This is a genomic window from Pristimantibacillus sp. Z349TD_6 (genome assembly GCF_056173205.1).
This window is the reverse complement of sequence record NZ_CM149662.1, coordinates 6,209,579-6,223,842: the sequence shown is the minus strand read 5'-3', so window position 1 is coordinate 6,223,842 and position 14,264 is coordinate 6,209,579. Positions and strand designations below refer to the sequence as shown.

Below are 14,264 nucleotides of genomic sequence, written 5' to 3'. Positions count from 1 at the left end.
ACAGCTCCCTTCATCAGTTATACTATTTGGATAAGGGCATACAATTTATGCTTCATTCTTATTTTAAAAAGAAAACCGTCACTGCATCAGTCGCAGGACGGCGTTCGGACAACTCGTGGGGTCGTATTGTTGATTGCGTTTGGTAAGCAGGCTGTCTCTAAACTGACCTGAAGCGTAGGGCTCATGGATAAGCTTGAACCACTTATCGACAGTATCGTTCGAATCGAGCATTTCACCAAATCCGTTATTGATGAAATATTCGCAGTTCTCTTCTTCTTGTCCAGGAATCGGCTCATAAAACAGCATTGGAATTCCTTTGCTCATTCCTTCTGTGCAGGTCATGCCGCCAGGCTTCGTAATTAGAAGATCGGAGACATCCATCAGCTTGTTCACCTCGCGAGTGAAGCCAAGTATACGAATGTTCGGATGCTGAAAAAGGGGATCGGCAAGCATTTTTTCCTTCATCTTCTCGTTTGAGCCAACGCAGTAAATGAGCTGTGTGCTTTCGCGCCATTTGGTCATATATTCAAGGGCATTGTCCTCGTATAAAATTCCCCATCCGCCGCCCATTATGAGTACGGTCGGCATGTTTTTTAAATCAAATTGCTCTCTAATCTCTTCTTTCTCGTATGTATGCCAGAAGTTGGGGTGAACAGGAATTCCTGTTACTTCAATTCGGTCTGTTGTAACCCCTTTTTCCATGAGCCGCTCTTTCACAAGCTCGCTTGAAACGAGGTATTTATTGACTTCTTGGTTTACCCATGACCCATGTGCATCATAGTCTGTAATAAGCGTATATAACCGTATGTCTAGTCCTAGACGTTTAAGCCGAGCAACGACAGCATTCGGTACAGGATGGGTGCATACGATTAGTTCTGGCTTCAGCTGGGATATGACCTGTGACGTTTGGGTATAAAACACACGATGAAGCGCAAGCTGTGTAAAGCGGTTAAGCGACTTCTTATAGTTGCTGCGGTACATAAGACCGACCATCTTTGGTTGTTTGCTTACCGTTTTGCGATATGCAGATATAATCCACGGACCAAGCACCGGATTAAGGAAATTTCCTAACTCGATGACGCGGGTCTGAATCCCCGGACTTAATTGCTTGAGTCCGACAGCGAGCGCATAGGCAGCTTGGGTATGACCAGAGCCAAAGCCTTCAGAGAGCAGAAGCACTCTTTTCTTACGCATTCATTCCACCTACTTTTCTAATTCCATATTACGATGCAAGTGCGACTAACACAAGTTTTATCCGCTAGGGTTGCGAATAATGTGGTGGATAAATTATCCTAGAATGAAGATGTACACATTATTATTATATGTAACTAAGTAGTCAACTATATTTACATATATTTTACAAGCAAATATAACATAATAAAGTGAGGATGGTTCGATATGGAACGAAATAACCAGGTTGACGATAGTTTGAAAATAGGGGATAACGTTAGAGCTGAAATCCGCTCCGGTCATTATCTAGGCGAGCTTGTTGAAATTAACGGGCCTCGTGCTCTCGTAAAGGTATTAGCTGTGTTAAAGCATCCTGAGCAAGGAGACCTGCATAATCCTTATAATCCAGACGTGCCTATGTTTCATGAGCGTCGTGCACTAAGCTTTACAGAAAAAACAAATGTTTTGCTGCGTGACGTAAAGCGGCATACAGGCATTATTCCAGAGTATAACGATTCTTTAAGAGCAGCCGCAGAAGCCGAAATTGCTTCACTGGATCGACTGCAGCGCTGGGCGGCTAAAGGCTTAGAGCAAATGCAGCAGCTCTTAAAAGAATATAAATAGCTTTATATTATTTATTAATGAAGACGGTTTTTAGAGTACCGCGATAAATCACTTGGAATTGCAATCCTTCTGATAATGCGGCAAGCGGAACATATAACGTACTTGCTTTGCCAACGGTATGGATAAAAGCAGGCGGTGCATTTAGTGCTTTAACTGCACCGTTTTCACGGAAAGAGGATTGTCCTACCGTTATATCCACCGCTCGATCGGCAACTTTTATAGTTGCCGTCTGAGCAGCGGCGTTCCATTTGGTGGTAGCGCCTAATGCGTCTGCAATGCTCCGAAGCGGTACGAAGGTGCGATTTTGAACAACCATTGGTTTATTTGCGCTAATCATTTCTTTTCCATTAACGACAATAGCAAGAGCAGCCTCACTATCTTTTGCACTTGGCTTAACAACACGATAATCTCCCCAAATGGCTTTCGAAAAGGATTTCCCCATTGCAGCATAACCCACCCTGCTAGGATGTATGTCCCCTTTTGCAATTGAAGTATAGCTAAGCTCATTATCTATGAAGGAAGATGAGACATTTGCGATTTTAACATTAAATCCTTCTTTCACAAGCCGATCGATTATCTGATTTAAGCGTTCCCGCAGCTGCTTGATGCTATCCTTCAGAAACAACCGGTCAGCCTCAGGGTATAGAGGAAAGATGAGCGACCCTACCTTTAATGGAGGAGGTATTGGCAGATATTGATCTGCGATAATGATTTGGGCATTTGGCTGCTGAGAAAGCAGCAATCTTAGAGCAGGCTCAAGCTCCGTCTCGTAAGTGTCCAAAGCCTTGTCCAGCACAGCTATCGTCTCGGCATGATCGGCACCCTTATTTAGCTTGTCGAGAACAGCATACAAGTCGTTTCCGCCTATTGTCATTACGATTAGATCAGCTTCACTTAAGGCAGAGCGGAGCAGCGATGTTTCAGCAAAAATTCGCTCTGCGCGTGGATCTGGCAGTCCGCTCTGAATATCAGAGCTTTTTACGCTGACACCGCTCACAACGGCATCAATCCATCGATTTAATCCTGATGTTCGGAGCCCTAGAACCCCATAATTGATGTACTCTGCACGAAGTCCATGGAATAGAGCTTGTTCGTATACATGCTCTACGAAGCCATATGGAATGGATTGTTCGGTAAAGCCATATTCGTAGCCGGCAGTTAATGAATCACCAACCGCGACGATGCGGTAAGTGTGATCATCTTTCTTTTTGTCAACTACAGAGGCAGCGTGAGCAGTAGGAGCGTTATTCCCGGCAGTGCTTATACTTAGTGGAGAGAAAATACCGGTTGTAAGCACGATAGCGATCATTACTGACGATGCAGCGCGAAACGCCGCTTTCCTAAACTTGCTATACAATAAGTACACACTCCTCTGTTAAAATAAAAGGAAATAAAAACTGCAGGGTATGCTATGATGATACTCCGCAGAGAATCGAAGCTAACGCCTTCCAAAACCATGTTCGATAATTGAATTTGTAGTAAAATAGTGCAAACTATTATGAAAATATTAAATTGATTCCGCTTTGGCCTAATGATAAAATAACAGGATAATCGCTATGACGCGGTAAAGGCCGGGTGTGGTCAATTAAACGTTAACGCTCTATAAGAGACGTTTCCGTTTAGCTTAGGAATGTCAAGGAGCAGGCCGGTGTGCCTCGCTGACTACCATTCTATGATAAAACAAGCCAAAAATGAAGCGTAATGCGTATTCATCGGTGCTTAATTTCAACACGTTCACGCTTACCCAAAAATCTTCTCATAGAAAGGTTGCTCACAATGAAAGAACATATTTTGGGATTGCCGCCGAAGCAGGGGCTCTATGATCCGCAGTTTGAGAAAGATGCATGCGGCATGGGCTTTGTGGCCAACATCAAGGGAATCAAGTCACACAAGGTCATTCGCCAAGCGCTGATGCTGCTCGAGAATATGGAGCATCGCGGCGGTCAAGGCAGCGAACCGAATACGGGAGATGGAGCAGGTATTTTACTTCAAATTCCTCATACATTTTTTGCGGCTGAATTAAAGAAGCAAGAAATTGTACTTCCCGCCGAAGGACACTATGCCGTAGGTATGATTTTTATGCCGCAGGATGAAGAAGCTCGCCGTGCAATTGAGCGTGAAGTGGAAACGATCGTTCAAGAGGAGAACCAATCGGTTATCGGTTGGCGTACGGTTCCAACGGATGATAAGAAACTGGGTGAATCCGCATTAGCTGTTAAGCCTTATGTTCGTCAATTGTTTATCGGCATGAACGACAGTCTGAAGGACAATATGGCATTTGAACGCAAATTATATGTTATTCGTAAGCGCGCTGAGCTTGCGATTCGTTATGCCGGCAAAGAAGGCGGCAATATGTTTTACTTCTCAAGCCTATCCTCCAGAAAAATCGTATATAAAGGAATGCTTACGACAGAGCAGGTGCGTTCGTTCTATACCGAGCTGAACGATGAATCCGTTGTCTCGGCAATGGCGCTTGTACATTCCCGTTTTAGTACGAATACATTCCCAAGCTGGGAACGCGCTCATCCTTTCCATTATATGATTCATAACGGAGAAATTAATACCCTTCGCGGCAATGTGAACTGGATGCATGCCCGTCAAACCTTGTTTGCCTCTGAATTGTTCGGTGATGATATCGAGAAAATCAAACCTGTTATTAACCCAGATGGATCGGATACAGCAATGTTCGACAACACGCTGGAGTTCCTATTCTTGTCCGGCCGTTCGATGGCACATGCCGCGATGATGATGGTGCCAGAGCCTTGGTCCAATCATGAGAGCATGAGCGACGAGCGCAAAGCATTTTATGAATATCACAGCACATTGATGGAGCCATGGGATGGCCCAGCTGCGCTTGGTTTTACTGACGGCGTAAAAATCGGTGCGGTGCTTGACCGCAATGGTCTTCGTCCAGCTCGTTATTACGTAACGAAGGACGATCATATTATTCTCGGCTCCGAGGCTGGAACCGTGGAGATTCCGCCAGAGGATATTTTGTACAAAGACCGCTTGCGTCCAGGACGCATGCTGCTTGTAGATACAGAGCAAGGCCGCATCATTTCTGATGAAGAAGTGAAAGCGGAAATCGAGACCGAGCATCCATATCGCGAATGGCTGAATGAGCATCTTGTTGATTTGGAAGATTTGCCGGAAGCTCCTGAGCTGCCAGAACCAAACCATGCTACTGTTCAAATGAGACAGCAAGCGTTCGGATATACTTTTGAGGACATTCGCAAAGTGCTTGAGCCGATGGCTGGCAGCGGCATGGAGCCTATCGCTTCGATGGGTTATGATGCACCGCTGGCGGTGTTGTCAGAGCGCCCGCAGCGTCTGTACAATTACTTCAAGCAGTTGTTTGCACAAGTTACGAATCCGCCTATTGATGCGATTCGTGAGGAGATTATTACGGCGACAGGTACAACGATTGGTCCAGAACGCAATCTGCTTAATCCAGAGCCAGAGAGCTGCCGACACATCAAATTGGATACGCCTATTTTGTCTAATGAGCAATTCGCCAAGCTGCGCCATGTGCGCCGTCCTGGCTTCCGTTCCATTACACTCCCGATCTTCTTCCCTGCAAATGAAGGTGAGACGGGCTTGCGAGCTGCGCTTACACAAATGTGTGAAGCGGCTGATCGTGTTATTGCGAAGGGACATAATCTGCTTATTCTTTCCGATCGCGGCGTCGACAAGGAAAATGCTGCAATTCCAGCTTTGCTGGCAGTAGCGGCACTGCATCATCATCTTATTCGCCAAGGTACACGGACGAAGGTTGCTATTTTGCTGGAATCCGGCGAACCTCGTGAAGTGCATCACTATGCATTGCTGCTTGGTTACGGCGTAAGCGCAGTTAACCCTTATCTTGCATTTGAATCGCTTGACGACATGATTAAGCAAGGTTTGCTTCGCGGCGTATCGCATGATAAAGCAGTGAAAAACTATATTAAAGCAGCCACTAAAGGCGTTATCAAAATATTGTCCAAAATGGGTATCTCGACCATTCAATCCTACCGTGGTGCTCAAATTTTTGAAGCGCTCGGCTTGAAAGAAGATGTGATCAACGAGTACTTCACATGGACACCGTCCCGCATCGGGGGCATCGGTCTAGATGTTATTGCCGAAGAGACGTTGAAGCACCATAACCGCGCATTCGCTGAGCAAGAAGGCGGAGAGAAAGAGCTTGACTCTGGCGGTGATTACCAGTGGCGTAAAGATGGCGAAGACCATTTGTTCACGCCGCAAACGATTCATACGCTACAAATGGCTTCTCGTGCAAATGACTACAAGCTTTACAAAAAGTTCTCTGCGCTTGTACAGGGCGAGGACAAAAAACATCTTACGCTTCGTTCTTTGCTCAAGTTTAAGGAAGGTCGTCAAGCCGTTCCGCTTGAGGAAGTTGAATCACTTGAATCCATCGTAAAACGCTTCAAAACAGGTGCGATGTCATTTGGTTCAATCAGTAAAGAAGCTCATGAGAGTCTGGCTATTGCGATGAACCGTCTAGGCGGCAAATCGAATACGGGCGAAGGTGGAGAAGATCCAGCACGCTTTATACCAGATGCGAATGGCGACTCCAGACGCAGCGCGATTAAACAAGTAGCATCGGGACGTTTTGGCGTAACGAGCAACTACTTGGTTAATGCAGATGAGATTCAAATTAAAATGGCTCAAGGCGCTAAGCCTGGTGAAGGCGGTCAACTGCCTGGCCTTAAAGTATATCCTTGGGTAGCTGAGGTTCGTGGTTCCACGCCTGGCGTAGGACTGATCTCGCCGCCGCCGCATCACGATATTTATTCTATTGAGGATTTGGCAGAGCTTGTTCATGATTTGAAAAATGCTAATCCACGCGCAAGAATCAATGTAAAGCTGGTATCTGGTGTCGGCGTTGGTACGATTGCGACTGGCGTTGCGAAAGGCCGCGCAGATGTTATTATGGTCAGCGGTTATGATGGCGGAACTGGAGCTTCTCCAATGGGCTCGATTCGTCACGCAGGTTTGCCGTGGGAGCTTGGTCTTGCAGAAACACATCAAACGCTAATGCTAAATAAATTGCGTGACCGTGTCGTTCTTGAAACAGATGGCAAAATGATGAATGGCCGTGACGTTGCGATTGCTGTACTGCTTGGAGCAGAAGAATATGGCTTCTCGACGGCTCCGCTTATCGTGCTAGGCTGCATCATGATGCGTGTATGCCAATTGGATACTTGTCCAGTAGGCGTTGCAACACAAAATCCTGAGCTTCGCAAAAAATTTATGGGCGATCCTAGCCATGTTGTTAACTACCTGCGCTTCATTGCTGAAGAGCTGCGTGAAATTATGGCAGAGCTCGGTTTCCGTACCATTCAAGAAATGGTTGGACGCGTCGATATTTTGGAAACGAAGCAGCTGCTTGAGCATTACAAAGCAAAAGGTATTGATCTCTCTGGCTTGCTGTACGAAGCTGATCTACCACAGGATGCAGTTCGCTACAATGTTCAAGAGCAAAACCATGGTCTTGAATTGTCGCTTGATATGCAGCAGCTCGTTCCACTTGCAAAGGCTGCGATAGAGAATGGCGAGCGCGTGCGCGGAACATTCCCTATTTTGAACACGAACCGTGTTGTTGGTACGATTCTTGGCAGCGAAGTTACGCGTAAATACGGTGCAGCAGGTTTGCCGGAAGATACGATTTCTTACCATTTTGTCGGTACGGCTGGCCAAAGCTTTGGTGCATTCGTGCCAAAAGGAATCACGTTGTCAATCGAAGGCGATTCGAATGACTATGTAGGAAAAGGGCTATCCGGCGGTAAAATCATTGTAGCACCGTCACCAAAGGCAACTTTTGTGGCTGAGGACAATGTTATTATCGGTAACACAGCGCTGTATGGTGCTACTAGCGGTCAAGCCTATATCCGCGGTGCAGCTGGCGAACGCTTCGCTGTTCGGAACAGCGGCGCAAATGTAGTTGTAGAAGGTGTCGGCGATCATGGCTGTGAGTATATGACAGGCGGGCGCGTCGTTATTCTTGGTCTCACAGGTCGCAACTTTGCGGCAGGCATGTCTGGCGGAGTCGCTTATATCTACGATGAGAAAGGCGATTTCTACAATCATTGCAATCTGGAGATGGTATTGCTGGAGCGCCTAGAGGACTCTGTAGATGTTGCTGAACTTCGTGGTTTGATTGAATCACATGTTAAGTATACAGAGAGTGCGATTGGTACCCGTCTAATGAATGATTGGGAAGCATCGCTTTCGAAATTCGTTAAAGTTATTCCTAAGGACTACAAGCGTATGCTTGAACAGATCCGCAAGGTTGAAGACACAGGTTTAGTGGGCGAAGCGGCACTTCTTGCAGCGTTCGAAGCGAACAAGAAAGAGCTTGCACGCGCAGGCGGCAAGTAATTCAGACTTATTTTATAAATCGTATATACGAGTCAAGGGACTGTCCCTGAAGTAGCTTCATTACTTCAGACGACAGTCCCTTTTGTTTTTCGACAAAATGCCACCAAATTAGAAGAAAGCCGCGCCCATTAACCGACATATTCCATCCGCGGACTCGGGTATAATGATGTTAATATATCTATCATTATTAGTAATTTATATGTAGTTGGTCAGAGGTTAAGAGATAAAGTAGAGATGGATAGCGGAGAGGGAGCTTGGGACGCAGCCGTCACTGTACTTGAAATAGATTTCTTGCTAGAGGAATAGGCATTAATAGAAATGGAGTCCAGTATTTGAGCTGTAACAAGGATTGTTATTGCTATTAGGTATGATGGAGGAATTAAGCATGGCGACGAATTCAAATGATGCCTCGCGCAACCACATTAGGCTACGCTTCACAGAGGGCGTTAAGGCAGAGCTGCGGCTAATTAGTAAAGATGGACAATTGTTGACGCCGTCTACGACTACAGTACTTCTACTTAATTTAAGCCAAAATGGTTTATGCTTCTTATCCGGCTTGCAATTACCGATTCAATCCAATTATCTTGTTGAATTTCGAATGACGATTTCGAATGTACAGATTATGATTCGCGGTCGGATCGTTTGGAATTTGAAACAAGATAATCAATTCGCTCATGGCGTGTTATTTGAATGCTCGAATACACTTCGCTCTCTTATTATTGGTGTCATGAACCAAGAAATATTAGAAAGTCAGCCACAGCAGAAAAAAATTCATTATTTATACAGCAGATTATTGAATACAAAACGGCTGTATTACAGTAGTTAACGATCTGATAGGAAGTAGAATTCAATAACAACTTAGAAGGGGGACATGCTTTGAAAATTATTTTGTTATCAGGCGGATCTGGAAAGAGATTATGGCCTTTGTCGAATAGTAGTCGAGCAAAACAATATTTAACTGTACTGGAGAGTCCAAACGGCGGCATGGAATCAATGCTGCAGCGTATATGGCGCCAGTTGGAAGAGTCGGATTTGCAGGAGCATACTCGCATTTCGACTTGCCGTGAGCAGGTGGAGATTTTACAAAGACAGGTTGGTGTAAAAGCACCGCTTATCATTGAGCCTGAGCAGCGTGACACGTTTCCTGCGATAGCGTTATCCGCTGCTTATTTGTATTCAATCGCGGGCGTATCTTTAAATGAAACGGTCATTGTCATACCAGTTGATGCTTATGTAAGCTGTGATTTTTTCTCATGTATAAGAGGACTTCCAAAGTTGATCAGAGAAAGCAAATCTGAGCTGCTTATGGTTGGGACTAAGCCAAGTTATCCGTCAGAGCAATATGGATATATCGTTCCAGAAGCCAATCGGCACAGCAATGATGATGATAGCTATGAACGTAGAGTACATTCATTCAAAGAGAAACCGTATGAGGCTGAAGCTAATCAATTAATAAAAGGCGGAGCGTTATGGAATAGCGGTATTTACGCTTTCAAGCTTGATTATATGATTACTTTGCTCATGAATCGCAGGCTGCCTATCCATTATGACGAATTATATAAACAATATACGAAAATTCCTAAATCAAGTTTCGAAATTGAAGTATCGCAAAAAGAAACCTCTCGTTCAGTTATCTGTTACGACGGTGAGTGGAAAGATCTTGGCACATGGAAAACATTATCCGAGGAGCTGGCCTTTGAACGACTAGGCATGGGCGAAATATCGGATGACAGTGAGCAATCCCAGCTCATCAATGAGCTGGACATTCCTATCTCCATTATTGGGCTTACGAATGTGATTGTTGCGGCAAGTCCCGACGGCATTTTGGTTACTAGCAAAAATGCGAGTAATGAGCTCGATGCGAAGCTTAAGCTCATGAATGAGCGTCCAAAGTATGAGGAGCGCAGGTGGGGGCATTCCAAGATTGTTGATTCCGTTGTCTTGTCATCAGGAACTCATTGTGTTACTAAGCGGGTTTTTGTTGCAGCTGGCCAAAATATAAGCTATCAAATGCATTTTAAGCGAAGAGAAGCGTGGACCATTATCTCAGGAGAGGGAGTGCTAATTCTGGATGATCTGTACCGTCACGTTGAGCCAGGCGATACCGTATCGATTCCGGAGAGAACGAGGCACAGCCTGCGGGCAATTACGGACGTTGAGCTAATTGAGGTTCAGACAGGCAAACAGATTAATGAGGATGACATTATAAGGCTTGGAACGACATGGGATGAAATCACTAGTCAATTAAATAGTGTATAATATGCTGTTAAAGCATGTTTGGGATGGATTGCAATCGACGTTATGATAGAACTTCTGCCATTTAACGCTTAATGCCGTTTTTAATGTTGAGGTTGATACAATCATTACGAAAGAGAGAGGGAGCGATCTATCGAATGATATGTTCAAAGGACCGTTTTTATTGTGTTAGTTGCGGGGAGATGCTTTTAAGTCCTGAAGCAGATATTTTGTTTCGAACAGGATTTTTCCGAGTGGTACATCCAATGGGTTATTGCTTAACATGCAGCGTGGAGCAGGATAGGCTGGATGCTATAGTAGGATCGCCGGGTAAGACCAGTAACTACGACTATAAAATGTTCCTTCGTGCAGATGCGAAAGTTGCCGAACATGTTATACAGCCCTATCGCACAAATGATAATGAGAGCCTCTGCCCTACAGTTTAACTGTAGAGTGGAGGTGTATTTTTTTGTAAACTACCAATTGTTTCCTTAATCGTTTATAATGAATAGGATTTGGATTTTTGAAGGAGGAGCACAAATATGGATCAGCCTATTGTTAAATTAAAAAATGTAACCAAAAAAATCGGCGGCAGAACGATTATTGATCGCTTAACGCTTGATATCCCGCTTGGGGAAGTATTTGGTTTCCTTGGTCCCAACGGCTCGGGTAAAACCACTACAATTCGAATGATGGTTGGCTTAATGTCGCTCACAGATGGTGAAATCACTATTGGAGGACATAGCATTACGAAGGAATACGAAAAGGCAATTCGCCATGTTGGAGCGATTGTTGAGAATCCTGAAATGTACAAATACTTGAGCGGCTATGATAATTTAATTCATTATGCACGAATGATTCCAGGCATCACAGAACATCGTGTTCATGAGGTTGTTAAGCTTGTTGGTCTTGAAGGACGAATTCGGGATAAGGTGAAAACCTATTCGCTCGGCATGCGGCAGCGGCTTGGCGTAGCACAGGCTATTTTGCATAAGCCTCAGCTGCTTATTTTGGATGAACCTACGAATGGCTTGGATCCGGCAGGGATAAGAGAGCTTCGTGATTATTTGCGCATGCTTTCCAAAGAAGAAGGTATTGCTGTATTTGTTTCGAGCCACTTATTATCTGAAATGGAGCTTATGTGTGATCGTGTTGCGATCATTCAAAATGGCAAGCTCATAGACGTGCGAACCATTAAGGGTGAGCATGCAGCTAAAGTACATAACCGTGTTGTTATTGAAGTGGACAGTCAGCAGGCAGCGATGGATGTGCTGTTCACATCTGGCTTTACTGCTGTGCTTGAAGGCAAAGATGCCATAGCGGTTGAAACAGATAAGGAAAACACAGCTGCCATTAATGCATCTCTCGTTCATGCTGGAATCAAGGTTTATGGCATTCGCGTACAGGTTAAGACACTTGAAGACCAATTTTTAGAAGTGACAGGAGGGGAACGAATTGGGTAATTTTTTGCCGCTTATTCAAAATGAGAATATGAAAATTTACCGTCGTCCTCGCACATGGGTGATGACCGGCATATTGATTTTGTTAGTACTGGCTATTTCTATTTTATGGGTAATATTCGGCGGTAGAGATGCTTCGATGTGGGATGTTGCTTTTATGGAATCCTCCATTTTGTTTCTGCTCGTTACGATCTTTACCGTTGTAATCGCTGCTGGCGGCGTTGCAGAGGAATTTACGAGCGGTACCATCAAGCTTCTCCTAATCAGACCTTGGTCACGCTCAAAAATATTGTTGTCAAAATATATTTCGATCATGATATTCGCTCTTTTGCTTGCTATTGTACTGTTTGCTGTGACGATATTTGTGAACTGGATTTGCTTCGGCATTAATGCGTCGCCGGATATAAAGCCAACCTTCGTTGGAGATGAAGGAACGAATCCATTTTCGTATATGCTTAAGTATTATGGCTTAACGTTAATTTCGCTTGTTGTTACCGTAACGCTTGCGTTCATGCTCTCTACTGTATTCCGCAGCAGCGGTTTAGCGATTGGTATGGCATTGTTTCTTCTTCTAGGCGTGAACAGCTTTATTGGTTTAGTTGCAATGCTCGATTACAAATGGATCGATTATCTATTGTTTATTCATTTGAATCTAACGCAATACTTGGATGGAAATCCGATGAGAGAGGGCATGACCTTAGGCTTTTCGCTTGTGGTGCTCGGTGTTTATTATGCTCTTTTCATCGCCATTACATGGTATACCTTTAAGAAACGCGATGTTGCAGCTTAGACTTTAGATGAATTTAAAAAGCCGTTTCTATACATGCCGCTTCTTCGGAAGACATGCATGTGTAGAACGGCTTTTTTGCTGTACTATCCTGCTTGGCGAGATTTTTCTTTGGATTCTTTAATTACTGTTTCTTTAACGTTGATGTGAGGCGGATCGGATTCTAATGGCACACGATTTTTGCTGTCAGCTGTTTGCTCCATGTGGCAGTTGCCATTCAGCTTGCCGCCATCTTGAATGATAAGTGTTTGAGTTGTAATTGCCCCGGTTAACGTGCCGGAAGAAGTAATGATTAGCCTTCCCTTGGTGACGATATCTCCGAAAACCTTTCCGGCAATGGTAATATCACGCGCCGTAATATTTGAGCGAGCAAGGCCGCATTCTCCAATAATGACGTCAGCTTTGCATTCGATATCGCCTCGGTGTTCCCCTTCAATGCGAAGACTTGCTTCACAAATTAGCCGTCCCTCGCTTATCGTGCCTTGGCCAATTAATGTATCAGTGGCTGCCAGCCGCTTATGGTCCTTGAACATAAACATTAATCCTCCTTTATTAATGACAAAAATGGTAAAGGGTTAACAGGCTCGTTTTTCTGCATAATTTGGAAATGCAAATGCGGGCCAGTGCTTCTGCCGCTCGATCCGAGTAAACCAATCTTTTCGCCTCGAACGACGATGTCGCCTTCTTTCGCTTCGATTTCCTTCAAGTGCATATAGGCGCTCTGCAGGCCTCCGAGATGATCAATGATTATATACTTGCCCAATGAGTTATTGAAGCCAGTGTCCGATACAGTGCCGTCTGCTGCGCTAAATATAGGATCTCCTAGCTTGCCAGTGATGTCTAGTCCAGCGTGGAAAGCCGTTCGTCCAGTAAAAGGATCTCTTCGATAACCGAATCCAGAAGTCAGCATTTTGGAGCGTGTCGGCCAGCCGGAAGGATAAGCATCAACGGAGACTCTTGTCGCTTGTGCGAGCTGCAGCGTCAACGTTAATGAATCCTCCATCGTCTCAACCATCCGCTGCAAATCGGCGAGATGAAGTCCTGTTTCTTGTGCGAGCAAAACAAACTGTTTGCTTTGCTTCGAATCGTTAAAGCTCCGATTTCCTGATGAGGGAGTATCGGATAGAATTTTTACAGCTGTCTCACTTTTGTCTATCGGCGTCAGATAGGTAGAGGTTTCAAGTTTACTGCCATAGTTTGCGATAAACTGCTTTAGCTTCAGCTCGAGCTGCTGCAGATCATCGATTTTCTCTTTCATTTCATTTGCTTGCTCTGACAATCCGATTATCTCTTGCTGCAGCGAGACAATAGCTTCGTTTTTATCGGAAACGGTTTGTGCAAATAGTTCGTCTTGTTGTGACATCTGTTCTTCCAGTTGGTTCATTTCATAGGCCGACTTTATTTGAAGCCCAGCAATACAGCCCGTAACCGCTATTACTACCGCCGTTGGAGCGGCAAAGACCGATCGCTTTGAAACGTGAAACTGTTTAACGGTTTTGTCAGCGCCGCGCAGCACGACAAAAGACCATTTTGGCTTCTGGACTCGTTTCAATAGACTTCTCCTTCCTACTTAAGATTGGCTATAAACGATCAGAACGTTCTATTGC

The 14,264-nt window shown here is 44.7% G+C and carries 10 protein-coding genes; 6 read left to right on the top strand and 4 right to left on the bottom strand.

The window, feature by feature from the left end; genetic code table 11:
• Window positions 1-78: 78 nt before the first annotated feature.
• On the bottom strand, window positions 79-1,194 hold the full coding sequence (locus AC0VYE_RS27140; protein ID WP_076268925.1) for an MGDG synthase family glycosyltransferase: 1,116 nt from the start codon (window positions 1,192-1,194) through the stop codon (window positions 79-81).
• A 204-nt stretch (window positions 1,195-1,398) separates the two neighbouring features.
• On the opposite strand from AC0VYE_RS27140, the gene kapB reads away from it, so the two are divergent.
• Window positions 1,399-1,794, top strand: coding sequence for a kinase-associated lipoprotein KapB (gene kapB, locus AC0VYE_RS27135; protein ID WP_076268924.1), 396 nt, complete (start codon window positions 1,399-1,401; stop codon window positions 1,792-1,794).
• A gap of 7 nt (window positions 1,795-1,801) precedes the next feature.
• Here the strand turns inward: kapB and AC0VYE_RS27130 are convergent, their stop codons facing one another.
• Window positions 1,802-3,151: an SGNH/GDSL hydrolase family protein gene (locus tag AC0VYE_RS27130; RefSeq protein WP_475443665.1), complete on the bottom strand. Its 1,350-nt coding sequence runs from the start codon at window positions 3,149-3,151 to the stop codon at window positions 1,802-1,804.
• A 419-nt stretch (window positions 3,152-3,570) separates the two neighbouring features.
• On the opposite strand from AC0VYE_RS27130, the gene gltB reads away from it, so the two are divergent.
• The 5 genes from gltB to AC0VYE_RS27105 all read left to right on the top strand — a co-directional run bounded on the left by gltB (window position 3,571) and on the right by AC0VYE_RS27105 (window position 12,660).
• Complete coding sequence (gene gltB, locus AC0VYE_RS27125; protein WP_475443663.1) at window positions 3,571-8,175, top strand: glutamate synthase large subunit; 4,605 nt, start codon at window positions 3,571-3,573, stop codon at window positions 8,173-8,175.
• Window positions 8,176-8,560: 385 nt separating this feature from the next.
• A complete protein-coding gene (locus tag AC0VYE_RS27120; protein ID WP_441908428.1) occupies window positions 8,561-9,001 on the top strand; it encodes a PilZ domain-containing protein in 441 nt (146 codons plus the stop codon).
• A 50-nt stretch (window positions 9,002-9,051) separates the two neighbouring features.
• Window positions 9,052-10,434, top strand: a complete 1,383-nt coding sequence (locus tag AC0VYE_RS27115; protein WP_475443661.1) for a sugar phosphate nucleotidyltransferase — start codon at window positions 9,052-9,054, stop codon at window positions 10,432-10,434.
• Window positions 10,435-10,952: 518 nt separating this feature from the next.
• Window positions 10,953-11,873 (top strand): ABC transporter ATP-binding protein, encoded by a 921-nt coding sequence (locus AC0VYE_RS27110; RefSeq protein ID WP_076268919.1) that lies wholly within the window; start codon window positions 10,953-10,955, stop codon window positions 11,871-11,873.
• Window positions 11,866-12,660, top strand: coding sequence for an ABC transporter permease (locus AC0VYE_RS27105; RefSeq protein WP_475443658.1), 795 nt, complete (start codon window positions 11,866-11,868; stop codon window positions 12,658-12,660). The genes AC0VYE_RS27110 and AC0VYE_RS27105 overlap by 8 nt, the downstream gene beginning before the upstream one ends.
• Before the next feature lie 83 nt (window positions 12,661-12,743).
• Here the strand turns inward: AC0VYE_RS27105 and AC0VYE_RS27100 are convergent, their stop codons facing one another.
• Both AC0VYE_RS27100 and AC0VYE_RS27095 read right to left on the bottom strand, forming a co-directional pair.
• Window positions 12,744-13,190, bottom strand: coding sequence for a bactofilin family protein (locus tag AC0VYE_RS27100; RefSeq protein ID WP_475443656.1), 447 nt, complete (start codon window positions 13,188-13,190; stop codon window positions 12,744-12,746).
• Window positions 13,191-13,195: 5 nt separating this feature from the next.
• Complete coding sequence (locus AC0VYE_RS27095; protein WP_475443654.1) at window positions 13,196-14,209, bottom strand: peptidoglycan DD-metalloendopeptidase family protein; 1,014 nt, start codon at window positions 14,207-14,209, stop codon at window positions 13,196-13,198.
• Window positions 14,210-14,264 lie beyond the last annotated feature (55 nt).

Excerpts from the sequence above, each read along its gene's own strand:
- AC0VYE_RS27140 (WP_076268925.1), bottom strand. The coding sequence starts at position 1,194 with ATGCGTAAGAAAAGAGTGCTTCTGCTCTCTGAAGGCTTTGGCTCTGGT.
- AC0VYE_RS27100 (WP_475443656.1), bottom strand. The coding sequence starts at position 13,190 with ATGTTCAAGGACCATAAGCGGCTGGCAGCCACTGATACATTAATTGGC.
- kapB (WP_076268924.1), top strand. The coding sequence starts at position 1,399 with ATGGAACGAAATAACCAGGTTGACGATAGTTTGAAAATAGGGGATAAC.
- AC0VYE_RS27110 (WP_076268919.1), top strand. The coding sequence starts at position 10,953 with ATGGATCAGCCTATTGTTAAATTAAAAAATGTAACCAAAAAAATCGGC.
- AC0VYE_RS27120 (WP_441908428.1), top strand. The coding sequence starts at position 8,561 with ATGGCGACGAATTCAAATGATGCCTCGCGCAACCACATTAGGCTACGC.
- gltB (WP_475443663.1), top strand. The coding sequence starts at position 3,571 with ATGAAAGAACATATTTTGGGATTGCCGCCGAAGCAGGGGCTCTATGAT.